Here is a 19,318-nt window from a genome sequence, read left to right as displayed (position 1 = left end):
CTTGCTGGGCCTTTCAACGTTACCCTTTCTCCGATCACGTTTCACGGCTTATTAGACCTCCTGATCATAGTGAACTTCTCTCAGAGAATTCGAGAGCCGGTGAGAAAATTGGATTTCCGTAAAGTGTGGTTGAACTGCGTTCTGATCATGCGTGACACGTTGCATGTCGGGTGTTGCGCATCCTGCAGACCTGCAGCGTCATGGACCCTTCAGGTCGAACAGTACGATCGGGCAGTTGTTGAAAAATGCATCAATGTGATTGCCTTACCGGATCATCAACGGACTGGTCATGTTTGCCGTGGGAGGTGTTTTTTCCAGGAACTTGAAGATGCTGACCAAGGATTCGAGCTGATGTGCCTCATGCTTGAGTGATTGTGCGGCGGCGGCGGCTTCTTCTACCAGTGCCGCATTTTGCTGCGTCACGCTGTCGATCTGCATGATCGCCTGATTGACCTGTTCGATGCCAGTGGTTTGCTCGCGACTCGATGCACTGATTTCGCCCACGATGCTCGACACCTGATGGATGCTGGCCACGACGTCGTCCATGGTTGTTCCTGCCTGCTGGACCAGCTTGTTGCCTTTTTCCACCGTCTCGACGGAGTTGTCGATCAGTTGCTTGATTTCCTTGGCGGCAACTGCCGAACGTTGGGCCAGATTGCGTACTTCGCTGGCGACCACCGCAAATCCCCTGCCGCCTTCGCCGGCGCGGGCCGCTTCGACCGCTGCATTCAACGCAAGGATATTGGTCTGGAAGGCGATGCCGTCGATGACACTGATGATGTCCACCACTTTCCTGGCCGACGTTTCGATCTGGGTCATCGTCTCCACCACATCCTTGACCAGTCTGCCGCCCTCGGTTGCCACTTGTGTTGCCGATAGCGCCAACGAATTCGCCTGATCCGCATTGCCGGCATTCTGCTTGACGACCGACGTCAGCTCTTCCATTGCAGAGGCGGTTTCCTCCAGTGAGCTGGCCTGTTCCTCGGTACGGCGCGATAGATCCATGTTGCCGTTGGCGATTTCGGTCGCCGCCACAGATATCCGATCCGCGCTCGACCTGATGCCCAAGACCATGTCGATCAAACGCGCTTGCATGGTCTTCATCGACAACAGCAAACTGCCCCGATCACCCTGCCTGACATCTACCTCGTTGGAGAAGTCGCCATCGGAGATCCGCTGCGACACAGTGACTGCATAGACGGGTTCGCCGCCCAGCAGAATCATGACACTGCGTACCATGTAATAGGCTGTCGTCAAGCCGATCAATGTAGCCAGACTACCTAGGGCGATGCTCAGAGCGAGCATCCGTTTGCTGAATGCATTCATGTCCTCCTTGCTGTTGGTGACATCGGTATTCTTGATCTCGATCAGCGTCAATATCTGTTCACGGATTTTTCGCCAGGCGGGAGTTTCCTCCGTCGTCAGCGCCTGGAAAGCCTTTTCCGGATCGGACTTGGCCAATTCCAGTATCTTTTTCTGTAGCGATAATTGCTGCTGGTGAAGTTCTCCAATCGCTGCCAGTTTCTGAAAATAGGCGGGATTGTCCTTTGTCAGCGCACTGCTGATGGCCAGTGCGTCGCTGAATCCCTTGCGGGAAGCGTCCAGGTTCTTGTAGGCAGCCTGGTTTTTCGTATCCAGCGCAATATTGCGTAACGCTTGCCCCATCTGCAGGCCACTGGTGTAAATGGAGGTCACTGCGTTCAGTGTGGCTTGATCGCGGCTCAGAAACACGTCGAACCGGTCCCGGATATTGAGCATGCTCGAAATGGCGATGCAAAGCGCGGAAATGAACGACACGCACACCAATATCATGCAAACCGTCATTCTTGTTTTCAGTTTCATTTTTTCCTTGCCGGACTTTTAGCAGATTGGTGATGGAGTTGCCTAAATAATAGGCATATTGGGATTATCGGTAATGACGCGCCGACACTTTAGTATGCGTAAAAAATAAAGCCAGCAATCCCGCCAGTGTCAATTCATCGCAGCGGCAAATCGCGTCCTGTTTCTCAGGCGCTAGCTTGGCGCGCAGAAGCAGAAGGGAAGAGGAGGCCGTATGAGTGCCCTCTGCGGTCAGACGAAAAACAAAGGGAACCTCACCGGTATTGATTATCGGCAACTTCCTCATCCCCGATGTAGAGTGCAGAAAAACCAACATTTTCAAGCAAGCATGATCGCGCGCAGCCCGAATCATTACCGCGGTTCCACCGGGACACCGCTCAGCGGTTGAATCTCCTTGTTACCGTAAAGCGGGGCTGGAAGTGTTCGTAATAGGTGGAAGCGATCAAGCTTGAGGTTTTCCTTGGTCACCCGTTGTGCGGGAAGTGAGGATAGATATTGCGCCACTACCTCTACCGCATCCATCGGTTGTCCATTGTCGTCTTTCAGGACTTCCAGATCTTTTGTACTCAGGCGATTGATTTGCTGCGGGTCCTCTTTATAAAAGTATCCCGCCACCGAGTAGCGCTTTTTCTCATCCATCGGAACGCCGCCGACCCGATAGTTGGACGAATAATTCAATCGCCCTCCGTATGGATCGAAATCGAGCGTCACTCCCGACAGTCCGGCAACCCAGCCGCCCGTCCAGCCATAGGAAACATCCGTGCTCAGGCAGGCATAGGCTGAATCGTCCACCAACCGGTGAATCTGATGCCCGGTGATCGTGCCTTTGGCGACGAGTGGGCCGATCGGGATGAAATGATAGATGTCTTCGTAGCGTATGGGCCCCACCGAGACATGAGTACCGTATCGGAAGCCCCTGATCATGCCGACATCCGTGCGGGCGACCGAACGGAATGCGTCGGCAAGAAAGTCGTGTGAACTTCCTTCGATGACGGCTGGCATGTTTTCGTCGGAAAAATTGGACCGGTAAAGTGGAACATCGGTATAGCCCACGATAGCGTCGATGGGATGCACCAGCGGGGCACCGTTGAACGGATTGATCCATTTGCCGGAAACGAATTCCGGACCACTGACAAATTGCGCGCGGACCTGTTTCACCAGCGCATCGATCTCGGGATCGGGCCGTATGTCCATCGTGATCCGGTGCTGCTTGAAGTCGACCAGAGACATGCGGCCATTGTGCTTTTTGAGCGTCATCTCATTCAATACCTGACCGTCCTGTCCCTCGTCGACGACCCAGGTGCCAGTATGGGTACGGATGGCATGAGGCGTGGTTTCGTGCATGTCGGACGACAGGATCACATCGATTCCTGGATGCCGGTTCGAGAGATCGATATTGGCCGCCAAGCCGAGTTCGGAGATCACGACGAGCAGGTCGACCTGTTTGATATCGCGCAGTATATGGATGAATTCTGGAAACTCCGCCTCGCCTTCGGTCAGGCGAAATCCACGGGTGATCTCCGTCTTGACCGCTTGCGGCCCGCGACTCGATGTGTACCCGATGAAACCGACCTTCAGTCCATTGACGTGCGTGATCCAGTATGGCGGCAGCACGCGGTCACCGGTCTTGGTGGCATAAGGAGGACCGTCGTAGTAAAGGTTCGCCGCAATGGCATTGGCATGGAAGCGGGCGTTCGGGCCCACGAATTGCTGAAGGAATACTTCCGTTCCATAGAGATAGTCCCAGTTTCCAGGGTTATCGACGTCGATGGCGAACCGGTTGAGTACCGTGACGATGGCCTCGCCTTGGGTAAACAATGCCTCGGCCGATCCCTGGACCGTATCCCCGCTATTGACGGTGATGGTGGCACCCGGATGCCGCTTGCGGATATCCTTGATCAGCGTGTACATCCTGGCCAGTCCTCCCAGTGGCGCACCATTCCCGTCGGACCGGACGTTGGGATGTTCCACCAGATGGCCGTGGATATCGCCCATATGGATGAGCGTGACCTGCGCGCCTGGACTTGCTGCCAGGGCTTCTGTCATCAGTACGAGGAAAATGAGCGGGTATAACGCGGTTCCCCTGAAGCATCGATAAGACATGACTTGCCCTCCTTTATCATTTTTTGAAGCACTCTCGTTGCCAATCATGCCGCCAGTGCTACGGTCGTAGATAGGTCCACCCCAGTTTTTGTAGCCTCACGATTTCTGCCGCACCTGACGGTACGGTGCTGATGCCGGGCAGCAGATCGTCTTCGGTCATCTTGAATTTGTTCATGGAGTTTTGACAGGCGATTATCTTCACACCCTGGGCAATGGCGTCCTTGAGAAGCGTGGCCTTGGGACTCATTGGTCCCAGCAGGGTGACTGCGGCGCTGAAGTTGACGATTTCGATATTGGCACAGGCCGCCCCGAGTTCGGCTTGCAGGTTTTGCGCGTTGCTCAACGCAAGTTCCAGTTTTTCCTTGTCGCTTACGCCGATGACGATATCGTAGTGCTCCGTACATGCGTTTGCAGATGTGCCGGATGACGCTGCGGCTGCCGGTTCCGCCAAGCAAAGGCTGGCGTGGAAAGATAGCGCGAGAATGACGCTGCGAAGAATGATGTTCATCGTTGCTTCCTGTCTACAGTGGTGACTTGGCGAAAGCGCCCGGTGGCAGTCGAGGCCGGTGCGATCAAGGTGTTCCCAATACGTGGCCATTCACGGTGCGGCCATACATCGAGTCGTCGGTGTCGTGATACTGCTTGCGCGTCGCTGCTACCGACACCGTGAAGCGCGGATCTTGAGGTCGTTCATGACTGTTCATGTAGATCGCCACATCCCAGGCCTCTTGCTCGCTGAGCGTTGCTCCTTTTCCCAATGGCATATTGGCGTGAATGAATCCGGCGGCGTTGGCGATCTGGTGCATGCCTGCCCCCCAGTTGAACGACTTGTCGCCCCACAACGGTGGGAATACCTGATGCCCATCTGCGCGCGTACCTTCACCATTGGCGCCATGGCAGAGGGCGCAATTCTGGACGTAGACCTTTTCTCCGCGCGCGTAGTCTGGGGAAAGTGTCGGCTTGTTGAGCTTGGGGTAACCGCTGCCCTCCATCGGTTCACCTACCCGAGCGCCTTTGGCCAGCCAGAACGCGTATGTCTGCAATGCCGTCATGATCTTGTCGTCCAGAGGCGGTACCTTACCGTTCATACTGAACAGAAAGCAGCCTTGAATGCGTGAGGCCAAGGTATCGACCTTGCCGGTTTTGCTGCGAAACGCAGGATAGTGAACGAAGGCCGCCCACAGGGGGGAAGAATACGGTTTGCGCCCGGCGTCGAGATGGCAATTGACGCAGTTGAGGTTATTGCCGACATACCCAGGGGCGTACTTGCCGGTTTCCATGAATATTTTTTCGCCCAGGCTGATGACCTTTCCGTATTCGCCTTCAGGCAGTGTGTTTTCTGCCGGTGGCGAGAAGAGTGCGCTGGCCGCGGACGTCGTTGCCAGCGCCGGCATGGCAGGCTGGGCGGCAGTCACCGCGACCGCAGGGGCAGAAGAGCTAGAAGAGGTAGAAGAGGTCTGTTGCGTCGTACCGTTCTGCCCGGAGGCGAGCGACCGGTCGAACAGCACATTGCCCCCGATCGTCACCACCATGAGGACGATGATGACAAAGCCTGCGAAGATAGCCAATCCATTGACGGGCAATTTCGACTTACTTCCTTCGCGTTGCCGAGCGTTCATGCTTGTCCCCTGTGTCTGTTTTGCGGATAGTGCCGTCAGCGTCTTGCGGGCTCGTTGGCGCTGCTGCCGCGCTCGCCTGTGCGGCGTAAAAGGCCGCGACGGCATTCATGTCCTGGGCGGAGAGCTTACTGGCGATCGCCGGCATCAGTCCCAGCGGGCCGGGTGGACGGGCCCCGTTTTTCCATGCCTGCAGTTGCCGCACGATGTAGGCAGAAGGCAGGCCGGAGAGTGGTGGAAACGTCGTGCCCACCCCATTGCCGTTGATGCCATGGCATTGCGCACACGCCGGCAACTGATCGACCCAGCGACCGCGAGCGGCGAGCCACGCGCCGATATCATCGGGGGGTGCCGCTGCAGAGGCGACGCCGGAGACGGGCGGTTGCAACTGGCTGTAGAACATCGCAAGTGACGTGCGTTCAACCGGCAGCAGTTTCTGCGCGAAGGGTTGCATGTCGGGACTCTTGCGGCTGCCGTCGGCGAATGCATCCAGTTGTGCTTGAAGGTAAGCCTGTCCACTGCCGGCCAGGCGGGGGAAGCTGGCATTGCCTTGTCCTTGCGCGCCGTGGCAGTTGATGCAAGCGGCAACGCCTAGCGAAGTGCCACGGTTCGCAATCTCCTGTCCTTGCGCCACGCTTGCCTGCTGAGCCAATACGGGACTAGTAACGGCAAACAGCAGCATCAGTTGCCAGTTACGCGCGAACATGGCAACAGCCTTCCGATTGCCTGCACAGGAGCGCGCAACCCAGGTTCTCCGTCAGGATGACCAATGGCGCAGGTGCTTCGCGCCACAGCGTGGAGGATTTCAGGCTCCCCATGGAATTTCTCCTTTGTTGTTGCTTTTTTCAGTCGCTCACTTCTGCTTATATCATCCCGGTCTGCCAGTCTTCGTGGCGCTCCTTGACCGACGCCATGCCGCAGCCTCGTGGCCGAACAGTCGCGTTGCCGTTTCAGCGCGGCCCCATGATTTCCGGCAGTGCCTGGCCAGGCACGCCGGTGCGCATCTGCACGATACCTTTTGCATCGCGCCATACCACTGCGGGGGTGGCCTGCATTCCCAGATTGGTCATGAGCCTGACGTTGGCATCGAGCTGGGCCTGGATCGCCGGCGGGATCGTGGACAGCGCCTTGATTCCATCGTCGCTGAGCGGTCGCGGATGTCCCGAGGCCAATGACTTCGCGGTGGCCGAAACCTGCGCGCGTTCGTAGGCGGCCAAGGTCGCGGCGGGATTCTTGTCGGTCAGTAATGCAGCGGCCTTCGCCGGGCTGGTTGGCGTGAGGATGCCGACGATCACGTGGCGTAGCTGGACCTTGCCTGCGTCCACCCAGGGACGAACGTCGGACCAGAACTTGTTGCAGTACGGGCAGTTCGGATCGGTAAAAACGTAGACCGTGCGTGGCGCCTTGTCGGAACCATCCGGGATCCAGCGGCTGTTTTGCAATTGCCCCCAGACCTTTTCCGTCATCGGCGCCTTCACGGTCTTTTCCAGGACGCCATGGTTGATATCCTTGCCGTCTGCACCCAACAGCGTTCCCGCAATCACGTGTTTGCCATCGGGTGTAGCGTACAAGGCAACTGGTTCCTGGCCCATATAGCCGGCCCAGGCAGTCAGGCCTCCCGGCGACGGGAATGTGCCGACCACAACCAGTCCCTGTTTTTCCAGGGCGTGCAATGCGGCTGGTCGATCCTGTGCGTAAGCGCAGGACGCCGACAGAAGTGCTCCCACAGCCAGCGCAGTGCCAACGATGGCAAACAGCCAGGATCCGAGGCGAGAGTGAACAAGGGCGAAGGATGAGTGCGATGACATGTTTGCGACCTTAGGGCGGGGAGGAAAATGCGGGAGCGGCAAGTCGCTCAGCCAATGTCGCATGCGACAACTCGCCAATGCGCGTACCGGTCAAGCGACCACTGGCGTCGAAAAAGAGCGTCACGGGTAACGCAGACTGCTTGAACTGTTTGCCGATCAGCCCGGTCGTGTCGAGCAGAACGTTGCCCAGTTCCAATCGGTGGCGTGCAAGATATTGCCGCACCGTTTCCACCGCCTCCGCCTGGTTGGTGAAGACGAAGTTGAATTCGGGGTGATCGGACTGCGCGCGCTGCAATACCGGCATTTCGCGTTGGCAAGGAGGGCACCAGGTGGCCCACAGGTTGACCACCGTCGGTCTGCCTTTGAACGAAGCGAGTCCAGTCGGGGAACCGTCCAATGCGGGAAGGACGATGTCGGGTAGCACAGCGTCGTCACGCTGCGATATCAGGAGCGCGAATGAGCCGGCTATCCATAGCGCGCTGCCAACGCCGATGGCGGCAAACAACGGCCTGCGAGACGTTGGAACAGGCCGGATCAGTATCAATGCATAGATCCATGTAGCCACCATGCCGATGGTGGCATCCCAGCCGCCATCGTAGATCTCGAGAATGTCCAGCGGAGACGCAAGATAGGCTTTCCGATACTGCCAGACGAAGCCCAGGCGCGCCGACACGAGGGCAACTAGCACGATACGGTAGATGAGCGACTCCACATCGACACCCGCCCTGCGGCCGGCAAGCTTGCCGACGACGATAGCCAGCACTACTGAACCGACCAGCAGCAATACCGGATAAGGCAAGGCCAACTGCCCGATCTGCAATGTCGATGTCATCGCTGCACCTTCGTGGCCATCGAGGGATTGCCGGGAGGCAGCCGTTGCAGCAGATCAGACACGCCGAATTCACCGACCAGACGGGCGTCGCGCCGCTCGGCTCCCGTTGTGTCGAAAAGCATGACGGTCGGTGGCCCGATCACCTGGTGCTGGCGCATCAATGCCAGTCGGCCAGGCTCGCTCCTGGTCACGTCGGCACGCAAAAGAACCATGTCCGACAGGACATGGCGTACCTGGAGATCCGAAAACACTTTCCGATCGATGGTCTTGCAAGAAATGCACCAATCAGCCGTGTAATCGAGCAGGACGGACTGACCAGACTTGCGGGCAATATCCAACTTTGCCTGGAGCATTTGCGGGTTGTCGACCGTCTCGAATGGCAGTCCGGGCGAAGCGCTATCGCGCAGGGCATTCGGCGCTGCCGCACGCGATGAGGAGATAAAGTCGAGCGGCCGGAACGGGTCGCTCCCTCCCGCAGCGGCGCCGACCAGCATGGCGCCGGCCCAGATACTGGCGACGAAAGCCATGTTGCGGGCGAACAGGCGAGCGCCGGTGCCGATCTGATCGGCCAGGTGAAGCAATGCCAGCGCCACGCCCGCCAATAGCGTTCCCCACAGGGCCAGCGCCAGCGGTGCCGGCAGCACGCGCTCAAACATCAGGATGGCGGTGCCCAGCAAGAGAAAGCCGAACGCGCCCTTGACGCGCTCCATCCATGGACCGGGTTTGGGCAAGAAGCGGGCTCCTACGGTCGAGATGGTGATCAGCGGCACCCCCATACCCAGGCCGAGCGCAAACAACAGCAGGGCGCCTGAGACGATATGGCCGGTTTGCGCAATGTAGAGCAGCGTCGCGGCCAGCGGAGCCGTCATGCAGGGGCCGACCAGCAGTGCTGAAAGCAAGCCCAGCGTGGCCGCGCCGAGCAGGCTTGCGCCCTGCGTGCGCTGGCTCGCACCAGCGAGGCGGTCGCGCACGAACGACGGCAGTTGCAGCGTAAAGAGACCGAACATGGCGGCTGACAGCACCGCGAAGATCGCGGCGAAGACGGTAATCGTCCAGGGATTCTGCAGCAGCGCCTGGACATTGGCGCCCATCATTGCAGCCGTCGCCCCCAGCAATGCGTAGGTCAATGCCATGGGCAGCACGAAGGCGAGCGACAACGCCAATGCCCGCAGCGGCGGCGCCTGGCTGCCGACGACGACGCTTGATACGATGGGTACCATGGGGAGTACGCAGGGAGTGAAAGCCAGCGCGATCCCCAGCAGGAAAAACAATGGCAGCGTCCACGCTAGCGTATGTTCGCCCAGCATCTGCTGGATGCTGCTGTCGCTGGCCCCCGGTGACGCGAACAGAGAGCGCTTTGCCATGGCAAAGGTTTGCGGATGCGCCGTTGCCGCAACATCGGTGGCAAGGGCAGGCGCATCCACCACGACTTTTTGTGTCTGCGGCGGATAGCACAGTCCGGCATCTGCGCAGCCTTGCCAGGTGACGGTCAGCTCCTTTTCTTTCGGCGTGTCCACTGCAAGCGTCACTGCGTGGCGGTACACATCCATCACGCCAAAGTTGGGATCTTCCTTGCGCTCACCCGCAGGGCGATCCAACACTACCTGGCTGCCCGAGGCAGAGGCCGCAACACTGATGCGGTCCTTGTACAGGTAGTAACCTGGCGCGATTTCCCAGTGCAGTCGCAGGGCGGCATCTGTTGCCGATGGTTGCTCTACGCGCAATGCGAAGGCTTTGTCAACGCCCAGGAAAGCATCCTCCGCGCTCGCCATGCCGGCAGGCAATCCGGCCAGGACAAGCGCAGCGACGAGAACAAACGCCCTCCATCGAGGTCCGTGCCGCAGCGCTGCGAGACATCGATGAAGAGGACAAGGCAGGCGCGATTGGGGCACGTCGGGAGACTTTCGGATAGTGAACTGATTTATCATGGGATACCGGGATTAAGGCATCGTTAACGCTGCCTTCAAGTTGATTTATCATGGGATACCGGGATTAAGGCATCGTTAACGCTGCCTTAATCCTGGCGTCCTGAAGCCCGGAAAGTGCAAGAAAGCCCAGTGGATCAAGGAGGTGGCCTGTCGTGCATGTGTTATTGATCGAGGATGACGCCCTAGTGGCCAGCGGTATCGTCGCCGGCCTGCGCCTGCACGGACTCACCGTAGACCACGTCGGATCGGCCCGGCAGGTGCAGGCCGTGCTGGCGACGTCGCACTTCGATATCTGCATCCTTGACCTCGGTCTGCCGGATGCGGACGGCATGGAGTTGGTGAAGCGGTGGCGCGCGCAAGGAAGCGACATGCCAGTGCTGGTATTGACCGCTCGCGACGCCGTGGAGCACCGTATCAAGGGTCTGCAGGCAGGCGCCGACGATTATGTGCTCAAACCGTTTGACCTGAATGAACTGCTGGCACGGCTGCAGGCGATTTTGCGCCGTGTTTCGGGGCGCAGTGCAGATTGCGTCAAGCACGGGGAACTGGTGTTCGCCGCGTCGACTGGGGAAGTCAGGCTGCGTGGAAACCCGGTCGATCTGTCCAGGCGCGAGCTGGCGTTGCTGCGCGCATTGCTGCAATATCCGCGGCAGATCCTTACCACTGACCAATTGCGCGACAGCCTTTACGGATTTGAACTGGACGTCGAGAGCAATGCGGTCAACGTGCATATCCATCACCTGCGCCGCAAGCTCGGGGCCGGCATTGTCGAGACGGTGCGAGGCTTGGGCTACCGCCTCGGCCAGGCGCAAGGAAGCGCGACATGATGAGCCTTCGTCTACGCTTGCTGCTCATCATCGGTCTTTCGCTCACCTTGTTGTGGGCGCTGGTCGCGATCTGGATGTTTCTCGATATACGCCAAGAGCTGCGCACGGCGCTCGATGATCGCCTGGCCGCTTCTGCACGCATGGTAGCAGGTCTCGTATCGCAACTGCCGACGCTGGACGGTCCCGTCGACGGTAAGATGTCTTCCACGCTCGAGGTGGTCGCGCGCGATGGATTGGCCTGCGAAGTCAGTCTGTTGCGTGGCGAGGTTCTCGCCAGGACCATGGCCCGGACCGCTGATAGCCCGGGGTTGTCGGGTGCGGCGGCGGGATACGGCATGCATACCTTCGGCGGAAAACCCTGGCGGACCTATGTGCTGGAACAAGGCGGTATTCGTATCGCGACGGCGGACCGGATCGATTTGCGGCGGCTCTTGCTGCGGGACATCGCATTGAGCGTCGGCATGCCGTTCATCGTGGCGTTGGGTGGTAGTCTTCTGCTGGTCGGATTCGGCATCGATCGCGGGCTGCGTCCCATCGAGAGAGTGCGTGCGGCGCTGGCGCAACGACGTCCTGATGATGAAATGCCACTTCCCGCGACCGACGTTCCGCCCGAACTGCGTCCGCTAGTGGAAACGATAAGGTGTCTGCTGGACAAGGTGCATGGGACGATTGCGCGCGAGCGCCGCTTCACCGGTGACGCGGCGCACGAACTCAGGACGCCGCTGACGGCCGTCAAGACTCACCTGCAGGTGGCGCAGCTTGCATCGACCAGGCAGGATGCCGACGATGTCTTGGCCAAGGCTCTCTTCTCGGCAAACGAAGGTGTGCTGCGATTGCAGGCGACAATGGATCAGTTGTTGCTGCTTGCCAGACTCGATGCCAATAGCGGGCATCTGCAGGTGTCAGCGTGGGGTACCGCCGGGGCAGTCGTGACGCAGGCGCTAAGCGATTTGATGGTGTCCGAAGACGCGCAGCAACGCATCGAGGCACACATCGAGCCGACGGTCAGCGCGATGCGCTTTATCTTGCCTGAAGCGCTGCTGATCTCGGCGTTGCGCAACCTGCTGGACAATGCCCTGCGACACTCGCCACCGTCCAGCAAGGTCGTGTTGCGCGTTGAAGTGAAAGATGACACCAGCTTGTGTTTCAACGTACTCGACGAAGGCCCGGGACTGACACCTGCGGAATGCAACCAGGCGGTCGAGCGCTTCTGGCGCAAGGAGCCGAGCGGGTATGGCAGCGGGCTTGGCCTGGCGATCGTCAATGCCATCACTGCCGCCCTGGGCGGAACGTTGACGCTCAGGCCTGGCCCCGGGAAGGGGATCGAGGCTTGTTTTACGGTTCCGCTGCGCTCGAGCGGCGTCGATGCTCCCGGAAGTTGAACGCTCGCGCGCCGATAGATGGCGAGCCATGTGCCAGCCTGGACTTCGGCAAACGAGACCCCGGGCAAACAAAAAAACTGCTGATTCGGTCGAGGCAGCGGGTTTTCCGGACGCCGCCGCGTTCACATGTTTGCGCGTGCAGCGACGGTATCTGGTGATAGGTACACTCAAATACCGCCCGTCACTCTAAATGCTGAAAAGAAAAACACAAAAAGAGTCAATGCGGACAATTCCAAATTAAAAGTTGGATCGGCATCAGCGTGATACGCAAAGAAGGCGCGCTCATACGAAAAAACTGTTTGTGTTCCTAAATCGACTTTCCAAACTTTCCGGATAGGATTATCAGAACAACCAAAGGTACGCAACCAGCGCCATGATGACCTGCCGCTATCACCCTGCAGCCGGCCACCATCCTCGAATACGCCCACGCGCAGCTCTCCGATGTTGCGCGCCTCATCGCCCAGCAGATCACGGGCAATCGCCACGCCATTGCGGTGCATCTGATAAACGATCACTTGCATGCTTACCTCACGCGCGACAGCGCCCCCTAAGCTCCGTTACTTCACAGCGATAAACCCCTGGGCACGGGCTCATTCCCCACTACTGTTGATTTGCTTGCAGAATTGCCCTCTCCATTGACCCAGCTCCATTGCCTCCCGGAGGTTGCCACGCGGTCATAAGACTCTTCATATTCGAGCTTCCTTAAGTCCAGGAACATCTGTTTCAGGGTTCTTTTCTGCTTGCGCGATTTGACTGCCTCAGCGCTAAGCCAGGCTGAAAGTCGAGGCGCAAATTCATCCAGACACTGGACGATTGCCTTGAGGGGAAGGAAGGCTTGATCGCTCCGGATCGGATATAGCGACGAACCGTGTTTCGAGAAATGTCCAGCCGGAGGGAGATTTCTCTAATCGAGATGCGATCGCAGATGTACCAGCGTCAAATAATTCCAAGTAGGGCCACGTCTATCACTCCGTTCTCCCGCTCGCTGTGATGAGCAGGATTGTGGTCTCAACATGGGGCAACTTAGGATGCAAATTTCCGGGGAATCGGCTCACCTTATGCGGGCTACCCTCCCCCATCGAGCACTGCCCAGGTTCCTGCCCCAGCAACCGAGTGTAGTTGTCACATCCCATGTGTTATTCGGTCGCCAAATACATCAAGGCTACGACTGGCAGTGCGATGCCGATGGAAGATGCCCACGCCCAACCACCGCTGGCGTACATCCAGGCACCGAGTGCAGAACCGAGTGCGCCGCCCAGGAAAAACGTTGTCATGTAGAGGCCATTAAGCCGGGAGCGTACTTCCGCGCCCAGCGCAAAGATCGCTCGTTGTCCCAGCGTCATATTGGCGGACACTCCGAAATCCAGCACGATTGCCGCCAGCACAAGCCAGCCCAGCGACCACGACGAGCCAGGCATGCCCAGATGGCTCAACAAGAAGCCCGCCACCACTGCCAACATGGCCACTGCCGTGGCCGGACGGCTCCCGCCCCGATCAGCCACGCGGCCCGCGATAGGGGCGGCAATAGCTCCCGCCACACCGGCCAGGGCGAAGAGGGCAATACCGCCTTGCGAAAGGCCGTAGGTCGGCCCGGCCAGCAGCAGCGGAGTGGTCGTCCAGAACAGACTGAACGCCCCGAACAGCGCGGCATGGTAGAGCGCCCGGCGGCGCAGCACGGGCGTTGTGCGTACCAGACCGGCCATCGACGCCAGCAGTTCACCGTAGCTCAGTTTCCCGGCTGGCACACGGCGCGGCAACTTGTAGCCCAGCACGCCCGCCAGCAATACCATTCCCACAGCTGACGCAAAAAACACCAGATGCCAGGAAGCAAGCTGGGTGAGGAAGCTCGACACTGGTCGCGCCAGCATGATGCCAAGCATCAGCCCGCTCATCACGTTGCCGACTACGCGCCCACGCATGGCTGCCGGAGCCATGTGCGCGGCATAAGGCACCAGCACCTGCACCGCGACGGTGCCAATGCCGATGCCAAGCGCCGATAGCAGGAATGGCAGCGGATGCGTGGACAATCCTGCGGCCAGCAGGGATAGGGCCGCAATCAGCAGCAATGCCAATGTCAGCTTGCGGTTCTCTATCAGGTCGCCTAGCGGCACGATTAGCAGCAGGCCCAGTCCATAGCCGATCTGCGTCAGTGTCACGATCAGCCCGGTCGCCTGCGGGGATATACCCAGTGCCGCACCGATCGGGCCGGCCAGCGGCTGCGCGTAGTAGATGTTGGCAGCGATCAGACCGGAGGCCACGGCCAACAGCGAAGTCAGCCAGGGGGATATAGCATGCGGTTGCGCCGTGGTGGCGGGTGAAGATGCTGGTGTTGTCATGGGATCCATCAAAAAGGGAATGTTTATGTCCTAAATTGACAAAAAATCAGTCAAGCAATTTCATTGCGGCATCAGCTACGGCCTGCATATCCTTCTTGCTACGGCCCGCCTTACCGATGACGCGCATACCTTGCAGAACACAGAGCATCAGCCGAGCCGTGGACTGATTGTCGAGGGTTACGGGAATCGAACCATCGTCCTGTCCTTGCCGGAGTAATTCTCCCAGCATGATTTCGCTTTTTTCCAGCGATCCGGTGACGCGCTGCGAAATTTCCTCATCGAACGTCGCCAACTCGGCCGCGCCGCTGACCACTAGGCATCCCAACTTTCCTTGTGCGCCGTAAGATGAGGCAGCAAAGAAGTCGAGGGCGTTGCGCAACCGCTCTCGGCCATTGCCCCCCCGATGGATAGCTTCGCGCAACTGTGCATCGCGTATAGCCTTGTAGTGGTCGAACGCAGCCAGAAAGACAGCGCGCTTGTCCTTGAATGCCTTGTAAATGCTGCCCGAGGCCAATTCCATTGCCGAAGTGAGGTCGGCAATGGAAGTCGCGTGGTATCCACGCTCACAGAAAACCCGGACAGCCTTGTCCAGAGCATCGTCCATGTCGAACTCGCGGGGCCGCCCACGACTACGAGAATTCGACAATGTGTCTGAATGAATGATCATTAAATAGAATTTAATTAGGAATTAAATATTTCCTAAATATAGCTCTATCCAACTATAGGGTCAAGCAACAACTGCTGCCCAGCCCTGATTCCCTTTTGACAGCCAGCACCCAAAGCGCTGCCATGCGGCTTGCTGGCGTTGGTAATCCTCTCGGCAATGAATGTCGTAAAACAGCAGCTCGATGGCTATTGGCTAGTCACAGAATGGCAGCGGCAATCCGGCTGAAGCGCTGGTGCACGTCGTGTGGCGGCTAGGCCACGGCCTTCGTTACATCGCCGAATCCACCGGTGTTGTTGGGCATGGTCTCAAGTAATTGCGGCGGCACGCGTCATAGGTGACGGCGCGGCCGCTGGGCGTGAGGATCTTGCGGATGGCCATGAAGGACTGCGCGATGTCCGTCCGGCCTGCATCGAACCGCAAGCGGCCACTGCGGATGATGTTTTTTGCTTTGATCACCATCCGCGTTTTGACTTCAGCGAGTAGCTGATAGCCGTGGTGCTAGGGAAGAACTGCTTCACCAGCGGATAGATGCCCACGCCCTGCGCTGAGCAGACATTCGCATCTTGACAGGGCGTGATGGCTGGGCGCTGCTGGCCCTGGTGATTGATTGCCACACGCGGGAATTACTGAGCTGGCATCTGTCGCGTTCGGGCAAGTCGAAGACGGCAGAGTCGGCCCTGGAGCAAGCGCTGATCCCGCGTTATGGTTCGCCGGGCCGCGTGACGGCGTCGTTCTTGCTGCTCTCCGATAACGGCTTGGTGTTCACCAGCCGTAGTTACACGGCGTTGGTCCGCTGTGCGGGCTGCAGCAGGAGTTCATCACGCCGCATTGCCCGCAGCAGAATGGCATGGTCGAACGCGTCGTCAGCCCCCCCCCCCTGAAGGAGCAGTGTGCCGATCGGCATCGCTTCGAAGCATTGCAACACGCCAGTCACATCATTGGCGATTGGATTAGCTTCCATAACCACCGCCGGCCGCATCAGGCGCTGAGGATGAAGACACCGGCTGAGGCGTTAGCCTTAGCAGCCTGAAGTAAGCAGGTTTGGCTGGGCCATGACAAGAAAGTATTCCACCCACTAAGAGTGAGTTATGCCCAAAGGCGGTTGGCGCCCCGCACCAAGCTTGGCGTCCGGGAGTGACAGGACGAACGCCCCGCCGTTCACCGCATCCAAGCCCCCCTTGAGTGTGAAGTCCACAAACTCGCGCGGACAGACGCCGAAGCGGCGTTTGAACAACCGGGAAAAATGGGAAGCATCGCTGAATCCCCAGCGCAACGCCACGGCGAGGACACCGAGGTGGCCACGACTAAGCAGATCACGCGCACTGCTTTGCAGGCGCAACTCCCGGATCAGGCTGCTGACGGAGAGCGGCGCCTCCTCGAACAGGCCATACAGAGTGCGACGCGAAACCTTGAAGCGCAAGGCCAGCATGTCCGGCCCGAGGTGAGGCTCTTCCAGGTGGTCGCGGATATAGGTCTCGACGGCCAGGCGGAAGGCCTCCCGCACCGGGATTCGGTCCCGCTCTTGAGCCTCCAGCGTGGCTCCCAGCGCGATGGCGATGATGCTGTTGAGCGCGGCGCTGAGACCGTCCTGTACACCACTCCCCGCATCCACATCCACCTGCTCAAGCGAACGGGCGAAGCGGGATGCTACCAGTCCCATGCCCGTATTGCCGTCCACCCGACGTGCTGTTGCCTTGTAGGGTGAGGCCAGCCTGGAGATCACTTGCTCCCTGGGAATGCGGAACGACAGTACATGCCAATCTCCCTGGTAATCCAGGAAGTAGGGGCGCGTGCTGTCCACAATGGAGAAGTCACCGGGCAGTACCAGGCTTTCCTGTCCATCCTGGCGCACCACGCATGAGCCTTCGAGCTGGAAATTCGCAAAACAGTACTCGACCGGATTGCGACGGATCTCCTCGCCGCGTCGCTGTATGTGTTGTGCCTTGGAAAACACGCACGTCTGCGCGGTCGTCGAGAGTGGCCGCGAACTCACCTCTCCCGCAAAATCAATAGCCGTATGCTTTTCCTCAAGGACAGGATTGAGCGAGACGAACGCCTCGCACAGCACCTCGCGCCAGTAGCTGAAGCGCTCGTTCTGCGCGTGAGATTGGGTAGACCAGAGCTTCATTGCCGTCATCCTTTCTGGACATCCGGTGCGTGCCCGCGGCGAATGCCCGAACGCGCCTTGAATTCTCGCTTCATTGCACAAGTAGTCAAGTGGCCTTGCACGAAAAGTCAACTTGGCGGAGGTCCGGGTCGCGGCTACCACGCCGCAGGCCCAATCCGCCCCACGCTGGGGACGCGCAGCACTGCGCGCTTCGTGCTGGTGCCGCCCGATGCACCGGAGTCGGTCGCGGCGTGACACAGGCCGGGCATTTCCAGCGTTGAGCCGGAACTTCGCAAGGTTCATGCCAGCAATCCACCTTTCCTCCCTCTCCAGCAGGCGTTGGCCCGCTTGCGCAATTGAACAAACGATCCTGCACAAGCGGGCGAGACCATGCCAATCCTGCCCTCTACGATGAGTCTCGCTTTTCCCATCAACACTGAAACAGAGGAATTTATCCATGTCCATCGATTTCCAACTCTCCGCGTCTCAGAAGGCTTTGCAAGCAGGGGCGCGCGCCTTTGCTGCCGACGTCTTGCGCAAAGTCGCGCCCACCATCACGCCGCTGGTCAAGCCGGACGAGCGCTTTTACGCGACGCGACCGTTCTACCAGGCGATGGCCGATGCCGGCTTTATCAAAGCGCTGCTGCCGGAGTCCTTCGGCGGCACGGCGCTGAGCACCCTGGACTTCGCCTTGGCCGCAGAGGAGCTCACCGCGGTGGATGTCAACGTCCCTTCAGCGCTGCTGGGCACGGGCCTGGGCCTGCATGCGGTCGTGCATCATGGAACACCGGAGCAGAAACAGCGTTTCCTGCCGGACTTCATCGAAGACGGTTCACGTCTGGCCGCACTGGCCTTCACCGAGGTCACTGGCGGCGCCAACTATGACAGCACTGATCCCTCGGTAGGAGTACAAACCTTTGCCCGTCTGGAAGGCGACGAATGGGTCATCAATGGCGCCAAGCACTACACAACCAATGGCACCGGCTGGGATGGCAAGGGTGCGCATCTGTATAGCGTCATCTGCCGCACCGACCCCGCCTTGCCGCCACAGCAGTCGCTGGCGGTGATCATGGTGCCAGGCAATGCGCCAGGCATCGAGATCGTCGGTCTGCTCGACACCATGGGACATCGGGCAACTATCTCGCCACGCGTCCACTTCAACAATGTGCGCGTGCCTGCATCGAACATCGTGGGCAAGCCCGGCGATGGGATCACCATGCTGGAAGGTGCTTTTTCATGGACGGCGGCACTGATCGGCGCCGCCTGCGTGGGAGTGATGCGTAGCGCCTTCGATATCGCGCTGAAATTTGCGCAAAGCGACCGGCGCTCCGGCGTCGTACCCGTGATCGAACACCAGAACGTCGGCTTCATGCTGGCCGACATCAAGATGCGCATCGAGGCCGCCCGCTACTTGACCTGGAAGTCCTGCCATCAACTTGATCTGACCGAAGGCCGCAGCCGCGAGCTGGCGATCATCACCAAAACCTACTGCTCGGAACTGTGTGTGCAAGTGGTATATGACGCCATGCGCGTCGTCGGCGTGGATGCGTACACAGACCTCTACCCTCTGGCCGGATTGATGCAAGACGCACTCTGCTTCCCCCTTTATGACGGCGGCAACATGGGCGTGCGCCGCCGCCAGCTCCACACATTGCTGCGCTCGAAGGAATACGACCCATTGGCCTCGGCTGAAGCACGCGGATAAGTGCTGATCACAAGCACGCAGGAGCGGACATTTCCGGCTTCGGCAATGGCTATTCCTTCCGGCGCATCCGCCCGTAGCCGAGTGCGCGCTATGCAACTGCTTCGCCCCTGCCCGGCGATGCAGCGATGCCACCTCATCAATCTCACCCGTTAAATCCAGGAGAGGTAC

Annotated in this window: 19 protein-coding genes; 5 read left to right on the top strand and 14 right to left on the bottom strand. The window is 59.2% G+C overall.

Annotated elements, in window-relative coordinates; genetic code table 11:
* Window positions 1–264: 264 nt before the first annotated feature.
* The 8 genes from I5R65_RS24425 to dsbD form a co-directional block, all read right to left on the bottom strand.
* Window positions 265–1,842 carry a methyl-accepting chemotaxis protein gene (locus tag I5R65_RS24425; RefSeq protein WP_180669007.1) on the bottom strand — a complete coding sequence of 526 codons (1,578 nt, stop codon included), beginning with the start codon at window positions 1,840–1,842 and terminating at the stop codon, window positions 265–267.
* Window positions 1,843–2,190: 348 nt separating this feature from the next.
* Window positions 2,191–3,990 (bottom strand): bifunctional UDP-sugar hydrolase/5'-nucleotidase, encoded by a 1,800-nt coding sequence (locus I5R65_RS16905; RefSeq protein WP_180669006.1) that lies wholly within the window; start codon window positions 3,988–3,990, stop codon window positions 2,191–2,193.
* A 10-nt stretch (window positions 3,991–4,000) separates the two neighbouring features.
* Window positions 4,001–4,450 carry a DsrE family protein gene (locus I5R65_RS16900; RefSeq protein ID WP_180669005.1) on the bottom strand — a complete coding sequence of 150 codons (450 nt, stop codon included), beginning with the start codon at window positions 4,448–4,450 and terminating at the stop codon, window positions 4,001–4,003.
* A gap of 64 nt (window positions 4,451–4,514) precedes the next feature.
* Window positions 4,515–5,561, bottom strand: a complete 1,047-nt coding sequence (locus I5R65_RS16895) for a c-type cytochrome (protein WP_231395213.1) — start codon at window positions 5,559–5,561, stop codon at window positions 4,515–4,517.
* On the bottom strand, window positions 5,533–6,264 hold the full coding sequence (locus tag I5R65_RS16890) for a c-type cytochrome (RefSeq protein WP_180669004.1): 732 nt from the start codon (window positions 6,262–6,264) through the stop codon (window positions 5,533–5,535). Before I5R65_RS16890 ends, I5R65_RS16895 begins: the two co-directional genes overlap by 29 nt.
* Window positions 6,265–6,508: 244 nt before the next feature.
* Window positions 6,509–7,366, bottom strand: coding sequence for a thiol:disulfide interchange protein DsbG (gene dsbG / locus I5R65_RS16885; RefSeq protein WP_180669003.1), 858 nt, complete (start codon window positions 7,364–7,366; stop codon window positions 6,509–6,511).
* 10 nt (window positions 7,367–7,376) lie between these two features.
* Window positions 7,377–8,198 carry a TlpA disulfide reductase family protein gene (locus tag I5R65_RS16880; protein ID WP_180669002.1) on the bottom strand — a complete coding sequence of 274 codons (822 nt, stop codon included), beginning with the start codon at window positions 8,196–8,198 and terminating at the stop codon, window positions 7,377–7,379.
* Entirely contained in the window at window positions 8,195–10,126 is a 1,932-nt protein-coding gene (gene dsbD / locus I5R65_RS16875; RefSeq protein WP_180669001.1) for a protein-disulfide reductase DsbD, read from the bottom strand. Before dsbD ends, I5R65_RS16880 begins: the two co-directional genes overlap by 4 nt.
* A 152-nt stretch (window positions 10,127–10,278) precedes the next feature.
* Here dsbD and I5R65_RS16870 point away from each other — a divergent pair, with 152 nt between their 5' ends.
* A complete protein-coding gene (locus I5R65_RS16870; protein ID WP_180669000.1) occupies window positions 10,279–10,953 on the top strand; it encodes a response regulator in 675 nt (224 codons plus the stop codon).
* Window positions 10,950–12,335, top strand: a complete 1,386-nt coding sequence (locus I5R65_RS16865; RefSeq protein ID WP_180668999.1) for an ATP-binding protein — start codon at window positions 10,950–10,952, stop codon at window positions 12,333–12,335. The genes I5R65_RS16870 and I5R65_RS16865 overlap by 4 nt, the downstream gene beginning before the upstream one ends.
* Window positions 12,336–12,502: 167 nt before the next feature.
* Here the strand turns inward: I5R65_RS16865 and I5R65_RS16860 are convergent, their stop codons facing one another.
* From I5R65_RS16860 to I5R65_RS16840, 5 genes are all read right to left on the bottom strand, one after another.
* The gene (locus I5R65_RS16860) at window positions 12,503–12,856 is read right to left on the bottom strand and encodes a hypothetical protein (protein WP_180668883.1); all 354 of its coding nucleotides are present in this window, start codon (window positions 12,854–12,856) and stop codon (window positions 12,503–12,505) included.
* A 202-nt stretch (window positions 12,857–13,058) separates the two neighbouring features.
* Entirely contained in the window at window positions 13,059–13,250 is a 192-nt protein-coding gene (locus tag I5R65_RS16855) for a helix-turn-helix domain-containing protein (protein WP_370460963.1), read from the bottom strand.
* A 221-nt stretch (window positions 13,251–13,471) separates the two neighbouring features.
* Entirely contained in the window at window positions 13,472–14,671 is a 1,200-nt protein-coding gene (locus I5R65_RS16850; RefSeq protein WP_180668998.1) for an MFS transporter, read from the bottom strand.
* Window positions 14,672–14,717: 46 nt separating this feature from the next.
* Window positions 14,718–15,275 carry a TetR/AcrR family transcriptional regulator gene (locus I5R65_RS16845; protein WP_180668997.1) on the bottom strand — a complete coding sequence of 186 codons (558 nt, stop codon included), beginning with the start codon at window positions 15,273–15,275 and terminating at the stop codon, window positions 14,718–14,720.
* Window positions 15,276–15,605: 330 nt separating this feature from the next.
* Window positions 15,606–15,797, bottom strand: a complete 192-nt coding sequence (locus I5R65_RS16840; protein ID WP_231395211.1) for a hypothetical protein — start codon at window positions 15,795–15,797, stop codon at window positions 15,606–15,608.
* A 140-nt stretch (window positions 15,798–15,937) separates the two neighbouring features.
* On the opposite strand from I5R65_RS16840, the gene I5R65_RS24305 reads away from it, so the two are divergent.
* Entirely contained in the window at window positions 15,938–16,219 is a 282-nt protein-coding gene (locus I5R65_RS24305) for a hypothetical protein (RefSeq protein ID WP_370460962.1), read from the top strand.
* Window positions 16,186–16,368, top strand: a complete 183-nt coding sequence (locus I5R65_RS24300; RefSeq protein WP_231395209.1) for an integrase core domain-containing protein — start codon at window positions 16,186–16,188, stop codon at window positions 16,366–16,368. Before I5R65_RS24305 ends, I5R65_RS24300 begins: the two co-directional genes overlap by 34 nt.
* A gap of 45 nt (window positions 16,369–16,413) precedes the next feature.
* On the opposite strand, the gene I5R65_RS16830 is transcribed toward I5R65_RS24300, so the two are convergent.
* Window positions 16,414–17,466 carry a helix-turn-helix domain-containing protein gene (locus I5R65_RS16830; protein WP_180668996.1) on the bottom strand — a complete coding sequence of 351 codons (1,053 nt, stop codon included), beginning with the start codon at window positions 17,464–17,466 and terminating at the stop codon, window positions 16,414–16,416.
* Window positions 17,467–17,902: 436 nt separating this feature from the next.
* Between I5R65_RS16830 and I5R65_RS16825 the strand changes: the two genes are divergently transcribed.
* Window positions 17,903–19,150: an acyl-CoA dehydrogenase family protein gene (locus tag I5R65_RS16825; protein WP_180668995.1), complete on the top strand. Its 1,248-nt coding sequence runs from the start codon at window positions 17,903–17,905 to the stop codon at window positions 19,148–19,150.
* Window positions 19,151–19,318 lie beyond the last annotated feature (168 nt).

Origin of the sequence: Herbaspirillum sp. AP02 (genome assembly GCF_015767275.1) — a bacterium.
In the GTDB taxonomy this organism is placed as follows: Bacteria; Pseudomonadota; Gammaproteobacteria; order Burkholderiales; family Burkholderiaceae_D; genus Herbaspirillum.
This window is presented reverse-complemented; position numbering and strand designations above follow the sequence as displayed.